The organism is Mesorhizobium sp. M0514 (genome assembly GCF_040321145.1).
Classification (GTDB): Bacteria; Pseudomonadota; Alphaproteobacteria; order Rhizobiales; family Rhizobiaceae; genus Mesorhizobium.
On the sequence record NZ_JAMYQZ010000012.1, the window covers coordinates 23711 to 38911 of the forward strand.

Annotated in this window: 16 protein-coding genes; 2 read left to right on the forward strand and 14 right to left on the reverse strand. The window is 63.4% G+C overall.

What is annotated here, in order from left to right; all coding sequences use genetic code 11:
- Positions 1 to 136: 136 nt before the first annotated feature.
- The 8 genes from NKI61_RS07735 to uxaC form a co-directional block, all read right to left on the reverse strand.
- The gene (locus tag NKI61_RS07735; protein ID WP_352459913.1) at positions 137 to 475 is read right to left on the reverse strand and encodes a cupin domain-containing protein; all 339 of its coding nucleotides are present in this window, start codon (positions 473 to 475) and stop codon (positions 137 to 139) included.
- A 10-nt stretch (positions 476 to 485) separates the two neighbouring features.
- Positions 486 to 1253 carry a 2-dehydro-3-deoxy-D-gluconate 5-dehydrogenase KduD gene (gene kduD / locus NKI61_RS07740; protein WP_352654319.1) on the reverse strand — a complete coding sequence of 256 codons (768 nt, stop codon included), beginning with the start codon at positions 1251 to 1253 and terminating at the stop codon, positions 486 to 488.
- Entirely contained in the window at positions 1250 to 2107 is an 858-nt protein-coding gene (gene kduI / locus NKI61_RS07745; RefSeq protein ID WP_352654317.1) for a 5-dehydro-4-deoxy-D-glucuronate isomerase, read from the reverse strand. The genes kduD and kduI overlap by 4 nt, the downstream gene beginning before the upstream one ends.
- 23 nt (positions 2108 to 2130) lie before the next feature.
- Positions 2131 to 2907: a FadR/GntR family transcriptional regulator gene (locus tag NKI61_RS07750; protein WP_352654315.1), complete on the reverse strand. Its 777-nt coding sequence runs from the start codon at positions 2905 to 2907 to the stop codon at positions 2131 to 2133.
- 38 nt (positions 2908 to 2945) lie between these two features.
- Positions 2946 to 4226, reverse strand: coding sequence for a TRAP transporter large permease (locus NKI61_RS07755; RefSeq protein WP_023684106.1), 1281 nt, complete (start codon positions 4224 to 4226; stop codon positions 2946 to 2948).
- Positions 4227 to 4790 carry a TRAP transporter small permease gene (locus NKI61_RS07760; RefSeq protein ID WP_502899868.1) on the reverse strand — a complete coding sequence of 188 codons (564 nt, stop codon included), beginning with the start codon at positions 4788 to 4790 and terminating at the stop codon, positions 4227 to 4229.
- A gap of 70 nt (positions 4791 to 4860) precedes the next feature.
- A complete protein-coding gene (locus NKI61_RS07765) occupies positions 4861 to 5838 on the reverse strand; it encodes a TRAP transporter substrate-binding protein (protein ID WP_352654313.1) in 978 nt (325 codons plus the stop codon).
- A 38-nt stretch (positions 5839 to 5876) separates the two neighbouring features.
- The gene (gene uxaC / locus NKI61_RS07770; RefSeq protein ID WP_352839112.1) at positions 5877 to 7286 is read right to left on the reverse strand and encodes a glucuronate isomerase; all 1410 of its coding nucleotides are present in this window, start codon (positions 7284 to 7286) and stop codon (positions 5877 to 5879) included.
- A gap of 173 nt (positions 7287 to 7459) precedes the next feature.
- Here uxaC and NKI61_RS07775 point away from each other — a divergent pair, with 173 nt between their 5' ends.
- Positions 7460 to 8962, forward strand: coding sequence for a mannitol dehydrogenase family protein (locus tag NKI61_RS07775; protein WP_352839113.1), 1503 nt, complete (start codon positions 7460 to 7462; stop codon positions 8960 to 8962).
- Between the two features lie 100 nt (positions 8963 to 9062).
- On the opposite strand, the gene NKI61_RS07780 is transcribed toward NKI61_RS07775, so the two are convergent.
- The 6 genes from NKI61_RS07780 to NKI61_RS07805 form a co-directional block, all read right to left on the reverse strand.
- Positions 9063 to 9470, reverse strand: coding sequence for a F0F1 ATP synthase subunit epsilon (locus tag NKI61_RS07780; protein ID WP_023668674.1), 408 nt, complete (start codon positions 9468 to 9470; stop codon positions 9063 to 9065).
- A 109-nt stretch (positions 9471 to 9579) separates the two neighbouring features.
- A complete protein-coding gene (gene atpD / locus NKI61_RS07785) occupies positions 9580 to 11151 on the reverse strand; it encodes a F0F1 ATP synthase subunit beta (RefSeq protein ID WP_023698224.1) in 1572 nt (523 codons plus the stop codon).
- Between the two features lie 70 nt (positions 11152 to 11221).
- Positions 11222 to 12106: a F0F1 ATP synthase subunit gamma gene (locus tag NKI61_RS07790; protein WP_023668672.1), complete on the reverse strand. Its 885-nt coding sequence runs from the start codon at positions 12104 to 12106 to the stop codon at positions 11222 to 11224.
- A gap of 34 nt (positions 12107 to 12140) precedes the next feature.
- Positions 12141 to 13670, reverse strand: coding sequence for a F0F1 ATP synthase subunit alpha (gene atpA / locus NKI61_RS07795; protein ID WP_023684101.1), 1530 nt, complete (start codon positions 13668 to 13670; stop codon positions 12141 to 12143).
- Positions 13670 to 14230, reverse strand: a complete 561-nt coding sequence (locus tag NKI61_RS07800; protein ID WP_023732973.1) for a F0F1 ATP synthase subunit delta — start codon at positions 14228 to 14230, stop codon at positions 13670 to 13672. Before NKI61_RS07800 ends, atpA begins: the two co-directional genes overlap by 1 nt.
- A gap of 246 nt (positions 14231 to 14476) precedes the next feature.
- Positions 14477 to 14872, reverse strand: a complete 396-nt coding sequence (locus NKI61_RS07805; protein WP_023736848.1) for an AGROH133_08824 family phage infection protein — start codon at positions 14870 to 14872, stop codon at positions 14477 to 14479.
- A gap of 138 nt (positions 14873 to 15010) precedes the next feature.
- Here NKI61_RS07805 and NKI61_RS07810 point away from each other — a divergent pair, with 138 nt between their 5' ends.
- Positions 15011 to 15199 (forward strand): hypothetical protein, encoded by a 189-nt coding sequence (locus NKI61_RS07810; protein WP_352839114.1) that lies wholly within the window; start codon positions 15011 to 15013, stop codon positions 15197 to 15199.
- Positions 15200 to 15201: the final 2 nt, after the last annotated feature.

Consider the following 15201-nt stretch of genomic DNA (forward strand, 5'->3'; position numbering starts at 1 on the left):
CTATCTTCACCATGTTGCGGCACCGTCCAACCCTGCGGCGATGTTTCGAGTACCGCTGCGCCACGAGCGCACAGGCAACAGCCCGCGCCTCCCCAGTAGGCGCGGGTTTCCTGTTTCTGGAATTGCCGAAAAAGGTTCAGGCCAGGAAATCGGCGCGGTGCGGGGTAAAGCTGTCGACCAGGCGCCCGGCCTCCAGCGCCTTGACGCCGTGCACCAGATTGGACGGCACGATGAAGCTGCCGCCGGTCTCGATTGTTTCGATGCGGCCGTCGATGGTCACCTCAAAGCGGCCTTCGGCGACATAGCTGGCCTGGACATGCGGGTGCGAATGCAGTGCGCCGACGCCCCCCTTGTCGAAGCCGAACTCGACCATCATCAGCTCATCGGTGGAGACGAGAACGCGGCGTCTGTTGCCGTCCGGCGTCGGCGTCCACGCGCTCTCGCCGGGTTGGGCAAAAATCTTATGCTCGATCATGACTGTTTCCTCATCGCGCCAGCCAGCCGCCATCCACCGGGATCACGGCGCCGTGCATATAGTCGGATGCGGGGGCCAGCAGGAAGACAGCGGCGTCGCCTATGTCTTCCGGTCCGCCCCAGCGCCGGGCCGGGATGCGCGCCAATATAGCCGCACTCCGGTCGGGATCGGCGCGCAGAGCCTCGGTGTTGTTGGTTTCGATATAGCCGGGAGCAATGGCGTTGACGTTGATGTCCTTGGCCGCCCATTCGCAGGCGAGCAGCCGGGTCACGCCGAGCGCGCCATGTTTCGACGCGGTATAGGACGCGACGCGGATGCCGCCCTGGAAACTCAGCACCGAGGCGATGTTGACGATCTTGCCGCGCCGCCTCGGGTCGGTCAGCACGCGCCTGGCAAAACCCTGGCTGAGAAAGAACAGCGTCTTCAGATTGACGTCGATGACGTCGTCCCAGTCGGCCTCGGAGAAATCGACCGCATCGGCGCGGCGGATGATGCCGGCATTGTTGACCAGCCCGTCGATCGGGCCGGTCTTCTCCCACACCTGGTCGAGCATGGCCTTGGCGGCAACATGATCGGCGAGATCGCATCGCACCGCCTCGAACTGGCCACCGGCTTCCGTGACTTGTCTTTCCGTGTCGTCCATCGCCGAGCGGCCGACACCTATGACGGTGCCGCCGGCGCGCGCGATCGAGACGGCGATGCCTTGGCCGATGCCGGTGTTCGCGCCGGTGACCAGGATACGCTTGCCGGCCAGGCTGAAGGAGGAAGGGCCGCTCAACGCAATTCACCCAGCGGCACCGGGTCGACATCGGTGTAGTCGACATTGTCGCCGGCCATCGCCCAGATGAAGGCATAGTTCGAGGTGCCGACCCCGGAATGGATAGACCAACCCGGCGACAGCACCGCCTCCTCGTTGGCCATCACCAGATGCCGCGTTTCGTCCGGCTCGCCCATGAAATGGAAGACGCGCGCCGTCTCCGGCAGGTCGAAATAGAGATAGGCCTCCATGCGCCGGTCATGCACATGGCAAGGCATGGTGTTCCACACCGAGCCCGGCGCCAGTTGGGTCATACCGACCACCAGTTGGCAGGTCTTGACGCCATCGGCATGGATGAACTGGAAGATGGAGCGTTCGTTGCAGGTTTCCTTGCTGCCGAGATCGAGGCGCTTGGCATCGCCAATGCGGATCAGCCGGTTGGGATGGGTGTGATGCGCAGGCGCGCCGAGCAGATAGAATTTGGCCAGTGCGCCCTCATCGGCCGATGCGAACGAAACGTCGGTGCTGCCCATGCCGAGATAGAGCATGTCGCGCGCCTGCAACTGGTGGGTCTCGCCATTTGCCGTCACCGAGCCGGCGCCGCCGATATTGACGATGATCAGCTCGCGGCGGTCGAGAAAATTCTTGGTGCCCGTCGGCTTGATCGCTTCCAGCGGCAGCGGCGCTGCCGCCGGCACGGCGCCGCCGACGATCATGCGGTCATAGTGGGTGTAGGTCAGGCTGACGCGTCCCGGCTGGAACAGGTCGTCAATATGGAAGTTGTGACGCAGTTCGTCGGTGCCCATGGAAGCAGCGGCGACCGGGTCGATGGCGAAACGCGAGGTGAAATCGGTATGCGGGTGACTTTGAGTCATTGCTGCTCCAGCTGAATGAATGGCTATTTGGTTGCCGACGCCTTGACCGAGTCGGCGTAGTAGACCTGGCGGGCGTGCAGCCGCTCGCGGTAGCGCTCTTGGCTGGCGGTGAGATGGGTGCGCATCGCCTCGCGCGCGGCTTCGGCGTCGCCTGACGTGATCGCATTCAGGATCACCAGATGCTCGCGCTGCAGCCCGCGCTGATAGCTGTCGGATTGCACAAGTTCCGTCGACCAGGGCGAGGTCACGTCGCAAGGAATGGCGCGGCGGCCCAGCACATCGAGCATCTCGACATAGAACGGGTTGTTGGTGGCGCTGGCGATCGCACGGTGGAACGCGAGATCGGCCGGGCCGGTCGGCTCGCTGTTGAGCAGCAGCCGTTCGAACTCGAAGAAGGCTTCCTGGATCGCCGCTTCCTGCGCGGCGTTGCGGCGAATGGCGGCGAGCCCGGCCGATTCGATTTCGACGGCCAGGCGCACTTCGAGCACATTGAGCGCGATGGAATCCTTGCTGCCCATGTCGGCGGCGAGCGCGCCGAACATCGTTGAGATGTGCTCGGTGACGAACACGCCTGCGCCCTGGCGCGCCTCGACCAGCCCGTCGGCGGCGAGCTTGGCCAGCGCTTCGCGGATGACGGTGCGGCTGACGCCGAAGGTCTCGGTCAGTTGTCCTTCGGTCGGCAATTTGTAGCCGGGCAGGATCTCGCCCGCCTGCAGCTGCTTGCGGATCGCTGCGACGACGGTCTCCGACAGTTTGGGTTTTCTCTCGACCCTGAGATCAACAGCGCTATCCGATGCCATATCGCACCCCTGTTTGAAGACGTCTATTTGAAGACGCCCTATTTGAACACGCTCGGCAACCAGAGCGAAATCGCCGGAATATAGGTGACCAGCCCCAGGACCACGATGCCCGCGCCATAGAACGGCCAGATCGAGCGCATCGCTTCCCAGACCGTAATCTTGCCGACGGCACAGGCGACGAACTGCACCGTGCCGACCGGTGGCGTGTTGAGCCCAATGCCGAGATTGAGGATGGTGATGACGCCGAAATGCACGGGGTCGACGCCGTAATGGGTGACCAGCGGCAGGAAGATCGGCGTGCAGATGATGATCATCGGCCCCATGTCCATGAAGGTACCGAGCAGCAGCATCAGGACGTTGAGCAGAAGCAGCACCACCAGCGGATCGGTGGAGATGGCGTTCATGCCTGCGATCAGCAGCACCGGCACTTTTAGATAGGCCATCAGCCAGCTGAACGAGGCCGCCGTGCCGATGATCAGCAGCACCATCGAGGTCGTGCGCACCGCGCCCTTTGTGGCATGGACGAAATCGCCCCAGGCCATCGACCGGTAGACGAAGACGGTGACCAGCAAAGCGTAGATGATGGCGATGCAGGAGCTTTCCGTCGCCGTGAAAATGCCCGAGCGAACGCCGCCGAAGATGATCCCGATGAGCAGAAGTCCGGGGATGGCGATGACCGCCAGCTGGCCGACACGCGAGAAGCCGGGAAAAGCCTCGACCGGGTAGCCGCGGCTGCGGGCGACGAAATAGGCGGTGACCATCAGCGAAGCGGCGAACAGCAGACCAGGCAGGATACCGGCGGTGAACAGGTCGGCGATCGAAATCTTGCCGCCGCCGGCGATCGAATAGATGATCATGTTCTGCGACGGCGGCAGAAGCAGCGCGATCAGCGCCGCCATCGAGGTGACGTTGACGGCATAGTCGGCGCCGTAGCCGCGCGCTTTCATCTGCGGGATCATCAGCCCGCCGACGGCAGCGGCTTCCGCCACAGCCGAGCCGGAAATGCCGCCGAACAACGTCGCGGCGATGATGTTGACCTGACCGAGCCCACCGCGGACATGACCGACCAGCGAGCCGGCAAAGGAAACGATGCGCTGCGCGATGCCGCCGCGCACCATCAGATCGCCCGCAAAGATGAAGAACGGGATCGCCATCAGCGAGAACGCCGACATGCCCGACTTCAATTGCTGGAACACCACCAGGGGCGGCAGGCCGAGATAAAGCACGGTGGCGAAGGACGCCGCACCCAGGCAAAAGGCGATCGGCGTGCCGGCAAACATCAAAAGCGTGAAGACGCCGAACAGGATCCAGAGTTCCATCTAGGCCTCCTGCACGGCCGGCATTTCCGGAACTTCTTCGAGATTGATATCCTTGTCGATGTCGGCGCCGGACCAGCGCAGCACGATGCGTTCGGCCGAGAACAGGCAGATCAGAAAGCCGCCGGCAACCAGCGGCAGATAGTCAAAACCGCCGGGAAGCTCGAGCGCCGGGATGATGGTCCGCCAGGTCAGCCCGACCAGCTTGCAGCCGTACCAGACCATGCCGAAGCCGAAGCCCAACGCGATCAGGTCGGACAGGGTGCGCAGCGCCCATTTGCTGCCCTTGGGCAGGATATAGAGCAGCACGTCGAAGCCCATATGGTAATTCTCGCGCACGCCGACGGCAGCGCCCAGGAAAATGAACCAGTTCATCAGCATGATGGCGGTGACTTCGGTCCAGCTCGGTGACGCGTTGAGCACGAAGCGGGAAAACACCTGGTAGGCAACAAGCGCAGTCATGGCGACCATCCCGATGCCCGCGAGATAGAGCGCACCGTCGCAAATCTTCGAAAGCACCGCACTGAAGCGCGGTGGCGCTCCGCTCCTGGCCGTTCCCGCAGTCATCCGATCCTCCCGGTCTTTCCGTCGCCTAAAAGCGATTGGCGGGGCGGCGCCATGCCGCCCCGCCAGAAAATCACTTGGTCGCCTGGATGCGCGTCGCGAGCTCCTTGAGCTCCGGCGTCTTCAGATACTTGTCGTAGACCGGCTTCATCGCATCGATCAGCGGCTGCTTGTCGATCTCGCTGACCTTGACGCCGGCCTTCTCGACGATCTCTCGCGACTTCTTCTCCTGCGCGTCCCACAATTCGCGCATCTTGACGACGCTGTCCTTGGCCGCCTGCTTGACGATCGCCTGGTCTTCCGGCGTCAGTCTGTCCCAGCTCGATTTCGACATCACCAGCACTTCCGGCACGATCTGGTGCTGGTCGACGGTATAGTGCTTGGCGACTTCGTAGTGCTTGGCGGATTCGAAGCTGGGCCAGTTGTTCTCGGCGCCGTCGATGACACCGGTTTCGAGCGCCGAATAGACCTCGCCATACGCCATCGGCGTGGCATTTGCGCCAAGCGCGTTGACCATATCGACGAACACGTCGGACTGGATGACGCGGAACTTCATGCCTTTCAGATCGGCGATCGAGGTGATGTCCTTCTTGGTGTTGTAGAAGGAACGGGCGCCGGAATCGTAGAAGGCAAGGCCGACCAGATCATGCGTCTCGAAGGCCTTGAGGATCTCGTCGCCGATCGGCCCGTCCATGACATGGCGCATGTGCTCGACCGAACGGAACATGTAGGGCAGCGACGGCACCGCGGTTTCCGGCACGATGCCGTTGAACGGACCCATCGAGACGCGGTTCAGATCGATGACACCGGTCTGCGTCTGCTCGATCGTGTCCTTTTCCTCGCCGAGCTGCGCCGAATGATAGACCTCGACCGAATAGCGGCCGGCGGTGCGCTCCTTGATGAGCTCGCCGAGATATTTGACCGCCTCGACAGTCGGATACCCGTCCGGATGGGTGTCGGCCGAGCGCAGTACGGTCTGGGCGCCGGCAACGCCGATCATCAGCGAGCCGAAGGCGAATGTGGCTGCCACCAGTTTTGAAAAATGCAACATGACTGTCTTCCTCCCTTTTAAAATTCCACGCGCCCGGCTCACAGCCGGTACGCCTTCTTGGCAAGCGTGTAGGCAAGCTCCCGCGCCAGCTCATGCGCCTCGTCCTCACGCAGCCGGTGCTCGGCGACGAGACGGGCGAGAAAGGCGCAGTCAACCCGGCGCGCCACATCGTGACGGGCGGGAATCGACGGAAAGGCACGGGTGTCATCGTTGAAGCCGACGGTGTTGTAGAAGCCGGCGGTCTCGGTGGTCATCTCGCGGAACCGGCGCATGCCTTCCGGACTGTCGTGGAACCACCAGGCCGGCCCGAGCTTCAGCGCCGGATAGACGCCGGCAAGCGGCGCCAGTTCACGCGCGTAGCTGGTCTCGTCGAGCGTGAACAGGATGATGGAGAGGTCGCGCTCCAGCCCGACGCAGTCGAGCAAGGGTTTGAGCGCCGCGACATAGTCGGTGCGGGTAGGGATATCGAAACCCTTGTCGCGGCCGAATCTCTGGAAAACACCAGGCGAATGGTTGCGCCATGAGCCGGGATGGATCTGCATTACCAGCCCGTCGTCGCGGCTCATCTTGGCCATCTCTGTCAGCATCTGGGCGCGAAACAGCTTGCGCTCGCGCTCGTCGTCCGAGCCGCGGCGGATGCGGTTGAACAGCTCTTCCGCCGCCGCATCGGAAAGATTGGCGGTCTCGGCCGTCGGATGGCCATGATCCGACGAGGTTGCGCCGAAGCTTTTGAAGAAGGCGCGGCGCTGGCGGTGCGCGTCGAGATAGCCGGCCCATGTGCCGGTGTCGCAGCCGGTGATCTCGCCCAGACGATCGAGATTGGCCGAAAATCCTTCGAAGTCGGGATCGACGACAGCATCTGGCCTGTAGGCAGTGACGACGCGGCCCTGCCAGCCGCTGTCGCGGATCGTCTTGTGCCATTGGAGGTCGTCGAGTGCGCCCTCGGTCGTCGCGATGACCTCGATGTTGAAGCGCTCGAACAGCGCGCGTGGGCGATAATCGTCGCGCTGCAAAAGCGCCGCGATGGTGTCGTAATGGCGGCTAGCGGTGCTGGCGTTGAGCGGCTCTTCGATGCCGAACAGATGCTCGAGCACATGGTCGAGCCACAACCGCGTCGGCGTGCCGCGGAAGAGGTAATAGTGCTCGGCGAAGCGCCGCCAGATCGCCCTGGGATCGGTCTCTACCGGCGAGCCGTCGAGGGTCGAGACGCCGAGATCTTCCAGCCGCACGCCCTGGCTGAACAGCATGCGGAAAATGTAGTGGTCGGGCACCACCAGCAATTGCGCCGGATCGGGGAATGGCTCGTTGAGCGCATACCAACGCGGATCGGTGTGGCCGTGCGGGCTGATGATCGGCAGGTCCTTGATGCCGGCATGGAGATCGCGCGCGATCGATAGCGCGCGCCCTTCGGCGGCAAAAAGTAGATCCGGATCGGTCAGTCCCGCCACGTCGTTCCTCCCAAGGGCGATATCGGTAGGGTTGGAAAGAAATAATGTCAACATACAAAAATCGGATTGTTGTATGATGACTTTTAGGCGACGTCAGGTCATTGTGCGGCGGAAGAGCGGATGTTACGCCGCTAGCAGATTCGCCCGAACACCATCCAGCGACAAGCCGCGCCATGACCAGCAGACGCCTTTCCAACGCAACAGTGCAATCCTTGCCGGCCTCGGTCGCGGTCCCCGCCTACGATCGCGCCAGTGTCGCCCCAGGCATCGTCCATCTCGGCGTTGGAGCCTTCCACCGTGCCCATCAGGCCGCCTATGTCGATGACTGCCTGGCGGCCGGCGACACCGGCTGGGGCATTGTCGGCGTCTCGCTGCGCAGCCCCGACACGCGCGATGCGCTGACGCCGCAGGACGGGCTCTACACGCTGGCGGTGCGCGGCAGCGATGGTGAAGCGCTGCACATTATCGGCTCGATCCAGTCGATGCTGGTCGCGCCGGAAGACCCCGGCGCGGTGCTCGCCGCGCTGACCGATCCGCGCACCCGGATCGTCACCCTGACCATCACCGAAAAGGCCTATCTCAGGGCCCCCGACGGCAGCCTCGACGAAAACCACCCCGATATCGTCCACGATCTGGGCAATCCCGGATCTCCCAGGACAGCGCATGGATTCCTGGCGGAAGCGCTGGTGCGACGCCGGGCCGCCGGCACGCCGCCCTTCACCGTGCTTTGCTGCGACAACCTGCCGGCCAATGGCGCCACGCTGCACCGGCTGCTGGTCGGGTTTGCAAAACTGCGCGATGCCGGCGCTGCTGCTTCAGGCGACGCTGCCCTCGCCGGTCATATAGCCGATGACGTTGCATTCCCATCGAGCATGGTCGACCGCATCGTGCCGGCAACCACCAATGCCGACCGGGCGCGCATCGCGGTCGAACTCGGCCTCGAGGACGCCTGGCCGGTGATGACCGAACCGTTCCGGCAATGGGTGATCGAAAACAGGTTTCCAGCCGGCCGCCCGGCCTGGGAGAAATTCGGCGTCACCATGGTCGAGGATGTCCGGCCGTTCGAGGACATGAAGCTTCGGCTGCTCAACGGCGCCCATTCGGGCATCGCCTATATCGGCCTGCTCAGCGGCCACGTCACCGTCGACCGCGCCTTCGCGGATCCCGCGATCCGCGCGTTCGTCGACCGGCTCTGGGCCGAGGCCATCCCGACATTGCCTGCGGATGCCGGGCTCGACACGTCAGCCTATACGGCCGAACTTGCCGAACGTTTCTCCAACACCGCGCTGGCCCACCGCACCGCGCAGATCGCCAATGACGGCAGCCAGAAATTGCCGCAGCGCATTGTCGCTACCGCCATCGAGTGCATCCAGGCCGGCCTGGTCCCGGAGCATCTGACGCTGGTGATCGCCGCCTGGATCGCCGCCTGCGAGGCGCGCGGCAAGGACCTGCCGAAAGCCCACTTTACCGATCCGCTCGACGCCGCGTTGGCGGCGCTCGGAGCGCAGCCGACGCTGGAACGGGTGGTGACGGTGTTTGACCTCGCCGGCTTCGCCAGCGGCAGCCCCGAGCGCCAGACGCTGATCGAACTGGTTGCCGCCCATCGCGAGCATATCCTGCAAGGCGGGGTGGCGCTCGCGCTCGCGGCACTGGGTGTACCGGGAAAGACCAGGTGACCTGACGTCGCCTGGATACAAAAAGCCGGGCTTAAGCCCGGCCTGTTTCATACCTTTGCCCGACCATTACCCCTCGGATCACGTCCAATCATTCTGCGGCTTACGCCGGCAGCAGCGCGCCTTCGAGCGTGGTAAGCTGGCTAAGGAACTGCTCCGCCTTGCTGCGGCTCTGGTCGTCCTTGGCGTCGGCGGCGTCTTCCTTGGCTTCCTGGATGCGGCGGGCGAGATCGGCGCGGTCGATATCGCCGACGGCGACCGCCGATTCGGCGAGCAGCGTGCAGCCGGCAGGGACGATGTCGGCAAAGCCGCCGAACACCACATAGCGTTCTTCCTTGCCGCCGGCGGTCTTCAGCGTGACGACGCCCGGCTTGATCGTGGTCATGACTGGCGCATGGTGCGCCATGACTGTCATTTCACCTTCGGCGCCTGGAATGACGACGGACTCGACCTGCTCGGAAACCAGGAGGCGCTCCGGCGAGACCAGTTCGAACTTGAAAGCTTCAGCCATGTCAATTTAGTGAGTAGGGAATAGTGAGTAGGGAGTAGGGAGAGGACAGCTGTCCTGATCACCCGGCCGCTATTCACTACTGACTACTGACTACTCCCTATTGCCTTGATTACGCTGCTTCAGCCGCCAGGCGCTGAGCCTTCTCGACCGCTTCGTCGATGCCGCCGACCATGTAGAAGGCGGCTTCCGGCAGGTGATCGTAGTCGCCGTTGCAGAGGCCCTTGAAGCCCTTGATTGTGTCGGCGAGGTCGACCAGCTTGCCCGGCGCACCCGTAAACACTTCGGCGACGAAGAACGGCTGCGACAGGAAGCGCTCGATCTTGCGGGCGCGGGCCACCGTCTGCTTGTCCTCTTCCGACAGCTCATCCATGCCAAGGATGGCGATAATGTCCTGCAGCGACTTATAGCGCTGGAGGATCGACTGCACCTGGCGGGCGACGGCATAGTGCTCCTCGCCGACGACCAGCGGATCGAGCATGCGCGAGGTCGAGTCGAGCGGATCGACGGCGGGGTAGATGCCCTTTTCCGAGATCGCGCGGTTGAGCACGGTCGTCGCGTCCAGGTGGGCGAACGAGGTCGCAGGCGCCGGGTCGGTCAAATCGTCGGCCGGCACGTAGATCGCCTGCACCGAAGTGATCGAACCCTTGGTCGTTGTGGTGATGCGTTCCTGCAGCGCACCCATGTCGGTGGCCAGCGTTGGTTGGTAACCCACGGCCGAAGGAATACGGCCGAGCAGCGCCGACACTTCAGAACCGGCCTGCGTGAAGCGGAAGATGTTGTCGACGAAGAACAGCACGTCCTGGCCCTGGTCGCGGAAATATTCGGCGACCGTCAGGCCGGTCAGGCCGACGCGGGCACGCGCGCCCGGCGGCTCGTTCATCTGGCCATAGACCAGTGCCGCCTTGGAGCCTTCGCCGCCGCCCTTCTTGTTGACGCCGGACTCGATGAACTCGTGATAAAGATCGTTGCCCTCGCGGGTGCGCTCGCCGACGCCGGCGAAGACCGAGAAGCCGCCATGCGCCTTGGCGACGTTGTTGATCAGCTCCTGGATCAGAACCGTCTTGCCGACGCCGGCGCCGCCGAACAGGCCGATCTTGCCTCCGCGGGCGTAGGGCGCCAGAAGGTCGAGCACCTTGATGCCGGTGATCAGGATCTGCGCTTCCGTCGACTGTTCGACATAGGTAGGCGCCGGCTGGTGGATGGCGCGCATCTCGATGCCGTCGACCGGGCCTTCTTCGTCGACCGGCTCGCCGATGACGTTGATGATGCGGCCGAGCATGCCCGGGCCGACCGGAACGGTGATCGGCGCGCCGGTGTCATAGACGTCCTGGCCGCGAACCAGGCCTTCGGTGGAATCCATGGCGATACAGCGCACGGTGTTTTCGCCCAGATGCTGGGCAACTTCGAGCACCAGGCGGTTGCCGACATTGGAGGTTTCGATGGCGTTCAAAATGGCCGGCAGATGATCGCCGAACTGCACGTCGACGACGGCGCCGATGACCTGGCGAACCTTGCCGATGGCGCCGGTCTTCTTGACGGCAACGCTCGTCGTCTTCACTGCCGGAGCCGCGGCCTTGGCGGGCGCGGCCGCCTTCTTGGCCGGAGCGGCCTTCGCCGCTGCTGCCGGAGCCTTTGCGGCCGCCTTGGGGGCCGTCTTCGCGGGGGTCGCTGCTTTCGCCATCGTCTTTACCCTTCTCGTCCTTTGTTTCTCACGCTCCATCAGAAGGTCGATGACCTCCTGGCGGTCGCGCCTAGAGCGCTTCGGCGCCCGAAATGATTTCGATCAGTTCCTTGGTGATCTGCGCCTGCCGCTGGCGGTTATAGGTGATCGACAGTTTGTTGATCATGTCGCCGGCATTGCGCGTTGCATTGTCCATGGCGCTCATTTTGGCGCCCATCTCGCCGGCTGCGTTTTCGAGCAGCGCGCGGAAGACCTGGACCGAGATGTTGCGCGGAATGAGGTCGGTGAGGATCTCGCCCGGCTCCGGCTCGTATTCGTAGACGGCATTGCCACCCGCGGTCGCTTCGGCGGGAGCGGAGGCCACGCCGGCAGGAATGATCTGCTGCGCGGTCGGAATCTGGCTGATCACCGACTTGAACTGCGAATAAAACAGCGTGCAGATATCGAAGCCGCCTTCGCCGAACAGATGGATGATCTTACGGGCGATGGCATCGGCATTGACGAAGCCGAGCTTCTTGACATCGCGCAGGTCGACGCGGTCGATAATGAGCGAGGCATAGTCTCGGCGCAGAATGTCGAAACCCTTCTTGCCGACGCAGATGATCTTGACCTGCTTGCCGTCGGCCAGCAGCCGGCGGATATGGTCGCGGGCCAGACGTGCAATCTGCGAGTTGAAGCCGCCGCAAAGGCCGCGCTCGGCGGTGCAGACGACGAGCAGATGCACATCGTCCTTGCCGGTGCCGGTCATCAGTGCCGGGGCATCGCCGCCGCCGCCGATCGCCTGCGTGATATTGGCCAGCACCGCACCCATCCGCTCGGAATAGGGACGCGCCGCTTCCGCCGCTTCCTGCGCGCGGCGCAGCTTCGCCGCGGCGACCATCTGCATCGCCTTGGTGATCTTCTGCGTCGCCTTGACCGAGGCGATACGGTTACGAAGGTCTTTTAATGAAGGCATGCTTCAAACCTGATCCCGAGCGTCCGGCTTCTTCTCAAGCGAAGGTCTTGGCGAAGGCGTCGATCTCGGCCTTCAGCTTGGCGCGCAGATCGTCCGACAGCGCCTTTTCCTTGCGGATGCCGTCCAGCACGTCCTTGCCGGCCGAGCGCATATGGCTGAGCAGACCATGCTCGAACTTGCCGACCTGGTTCAGCGCCAGCTTGTCGAGATAGCCGTTGACGCCGGCGAAGATCACCGTGACCTGCTCCTCGACCTTGAGCGGCGAGAACTGCGGCTGCTTCAACAGTTCGGTCAGGCGCGAGCCGCGGTTGAGCAGGCGCTGCGTGGCGGCGTCGAGATCGGAGCCGAACTGCGCGAACGCAGCCATTTCGCGGTACTGCGCCAGCTCTCCCTTGATCGAGCCGGCGACCTGCTTCATCGCCTTGATTTGCGCCGACGAACCAACGCGCGACACCGACAGGCCGACGTTGACCGCCGGACGGATGCCCTGGAAGAACAGGTTGGTTTCGAGGAAGATCTGGCCGTCGGTGATCGAGATCACGTTGGTCGGGATGTAGGCCGACACGTCGTTGGCCTGCGTCTCGATGATCGGCAGCGCGGTCAGCGAACCGCCGCCCAGATCGTCGTTGAGCTTGGCGGCGCGCTCGAGCAGGCGCGAATGCAGGTAGAACACGTCGCCCGGATAGGCTTCGCGACCCGGCGGGCGGCGCAGCAAGAGCGACATCTGGCGATAGGCGACGGCCTGCTTCGACAGATCGTCATAGCTGATCAGCGCATGCATGCCGTTGTCGCGGAAATATTCGCCCATGGTGGCGCCGGTGAACGGAGCCAGGAACTGCATCGGCGCCGGATCGGAAGCGGTGGCGGCGACGATGATCGAATATTCAAGCGCGCCGCGCTCTTCGAGAACCTTCACGAACTGCGCGACCGTCGAGCGCTTCTGCCCGATGGCGACGTAGACGCAGTAGAGCTTTTCCTTTTCCGGTCCGTTGTCGTGCACGGCCTTCTGGTTGAGCATCGTGTCGAGGATGATCGCGGTTTTGCCGGTCTGGCGATCGCCGATGACCAGCTCGCGCTGGCCGCGACCGACCGGGATCAATGCATCGATGGCCTTGAGGCCGGTCGACATCGGCTCGTTGACCGACTTGCGCGGGATGATGCCTGGCGCCTTGACGTCCACGCGCTTGCGTTCGGTCGCCTTGATCGGGCCCTTGCCGTCGATCGGATTGCCGAGCGCGTCGACGACGCGGCCGAGCAGGCCCATGCCGACAGGCGTATCGACGATGGCGCCGGTGCGCTTGACGATGTCGCCTTCCTTAATGTCGCGGTCGGCGCCGAAGATGACGACGCCGACATTGTCGGCTTCGAGGTTGAGCGCCATGCCGCGGATGCCGCCGGGGAACTCGACCATTTCGCCGGCCTGGACATTGTCGAGGCCGTAGACGCGAGCGATACCGTCACCCACGGACAGCACCTGGCCGACTTCGGAGACCTCGGCCTCCTTGCCGAAATTCTTGATCTGGTCTTTGAGAATTGCGGAAATTTCCGCGGCGCGGATGTCCATCAGCCGACCTCTTTCAGTGCAAGCTTGAGCGAATTGAGTTTGGTTTTGAGCGACGTATCGATCTGGCGCGAGCCCATCTTGACCACCAGCCCGCCGAGCAGCGACGGATCGACGGTAACAGTGATGGCCACGTCCTTGCCGGCGACGCTTTTCAGCGCGGCCTTGAGTTCCGTCTGCTGGGCAGCCGTCAGTTCATGCGCCGAAGTGACCTCGGCTGATGTCTCACCGCGCTGTTCGGCAGAGATCCGGCGAAATGCCTTGATCATGCCGGGCACCGCGAAGAGCCGGCGGTTGCGGGCGACGACGCGCAGGAAATTGCCGGTCAGGCCAGTGATGCCGGCTTTGTCGGCGATCGACGCGATTGCCTTGGCCTGGTCCTCGCTGGAGAACACCGGGCTGTTGATGAGGCGCGTCAGGTCGGCGCTGTCATCCAGCATCTTGGCGAAACTGTTGAGGTCGGCTTCGACCTTGGCCACCGAATTCGACTGCCGCGCAAGTTCGAACAGCGAACCCGCGTAGCGTTCTGCGACACCCGAGATTGGCGATGACGATTGAGCCACGGACCGTCTTTTCTCTTGTCTGAGGGGCCGCAGATTGTTGGCGCGAGCAAAAACTCTGGCTAAATCTTTGACCTTACTAAGTTTTTCCAAGCACGGAGGCGCGGCTTCCGCTATCCCCGGCCGAAAGTCGATTGCCGTCTAGCACAGGCATTTTAAGACCGCAATGCGTCGTTCCGCATGCTTTTCGGGCACTATTGTCGCATCCGGCCGTAGAGTTCAACCGAAGCCTTTGGATTGGCTGCCGATTCAGGGCAGAAAGCCGAAGACGAAGGCGAGCGGCAACGCGGCCAGGACGAGTTCGACGACGATCGACGCCCAGTTGAAAGGCGTGTTGGCGCCGTCCGACATCATCGACAGCAAACGGCCAAAAGCGGTGAACAGCCAGGAAAAGCCGAGTGCCATATAGAGCCACGGCTGCGCCAACAGAATGCAGCACAGGCTGACGCCGAGATAGAAGCCCGACATGCGGCCGCGCCCTTCCGCGATTGCCGCTCCCCTTTCGGGCCGGACCTGCAGCCGCAGAATCCGAAATGCCAGCCCTGGCGCGAGGAAAAACAGCAGACCGAGCGCCAAGGTGACGACGGCGCTGGACCAAGCCAGCCATTCGCCCTGGCTGGTCGGCCACGGAAACGCAAATTCCATCTTGCTTTCATCCCCTCACAGCAATGCCGGATGTATTGAATGTCGCTGCAAAAAGAAGTCAAGCGCGCGGCAGTTTTGGCACGCAATTCGTGAAGGAGCGGAAGGCTGTTTAGCCCGCGCGCGCGTCCGGCCAGCATCGTGGCCAACCTGTATTATCAGGCGACGCCTCCCTCCTATCTGCAGGACCGGTTTTGCCCAGCCAAAGGCCCCAACACCGATCGCCCTTATTTCCTGACCAGGCACCTCAATCTGGCCGGCACGGAAGCAGATCGATGGAAGCTGAAAGTTGTCGGCAGCGGCAATGTCGCCGTGGCCGCCCAGCCCTGATC

Coding starts and splice junctions, on each gene's coding strand:
- NKI61_RS07755 (WP_023684106.1), bottom strand. CDS start 4,226: ATGGAACTCTGGATCCTGTTCGGCGTCTTCACGCTTTTGATGTTTGCC.
- kduI (WP_352654317.1), bottom strand. CDS start 2,107: ATGACTCAAAGTCACCCGCATACCGATTTCACCTCGCGTTTCGCCATC.
- atpD (WP_023698224.1), bottom strand. CDS start 11,151: ATGGCGAAAGCAGCGACCCCCGCGAAGACGGCCCCCAAGGCGGCCGCA.
- NKI61_RS07750 (WP_352654315.1), bottom strand. CDS start 2,907: ATGGCATCGGATAGCGCTGTTGATCTCAGGGTCGAGAGAAAACCCAAA.
- NKI61_RS07780 (WP_023668674.1), bottom strand. CDS start 9,470: ATGGCTGAAGCTTTCAAGTTCGAACTGGTCTCGCCGGAGCGCCTCCTG.
- NKI61_RS07760 (WP_502899868.1), bottom strand. CDS start 4,790: ATGACTGCGGGAACGGCCAGGAGCGGAGCGCCACCGCGCTTCAGTGCG.
- NKI61_RS07735 (WP_352459913.1), bottom strand. CDS start 475: ATGATCGAGCATAAGATTTTTGCCCAACCCGGCGAGAGCGCGTGGACG.
- NKI61_RS07765 (WP_352654313.1), bottom strand. CDS start 5,838: ATGTTGCATTTTTCAAAACTGGTGGCAGCCACATTCGCCTTCGGCTCG.
- NKI61_RS07790 (WP_023668672.1), bottom strand. CDS start 12,106: ATGCCTTCATTAAAAGACCTTCGTAACCGTATCGCCTCGGTCAAGGCG.
- NKI61_RS07805 (WP_023736848.1), bottom strand. CDS start 14,872: ATGGAATTTGCGTTTCCGTGGCCGACCAGCCAGGGCGAATGGCTGGCT.
- NKI61_RS07775 (WP_352839113.1), top strand. CDS start 7,460: ATGACCAGCAGACGCCTTTCCAACGCAACAGTGCAATCCTTGCCGGCC.
- atpA (WP_023684101.1), bottom strand. CDS start 13,670: ATGGACATCCGCGCCGCGGAAATTTCCGCAATTCTCAAAGACCAGATC.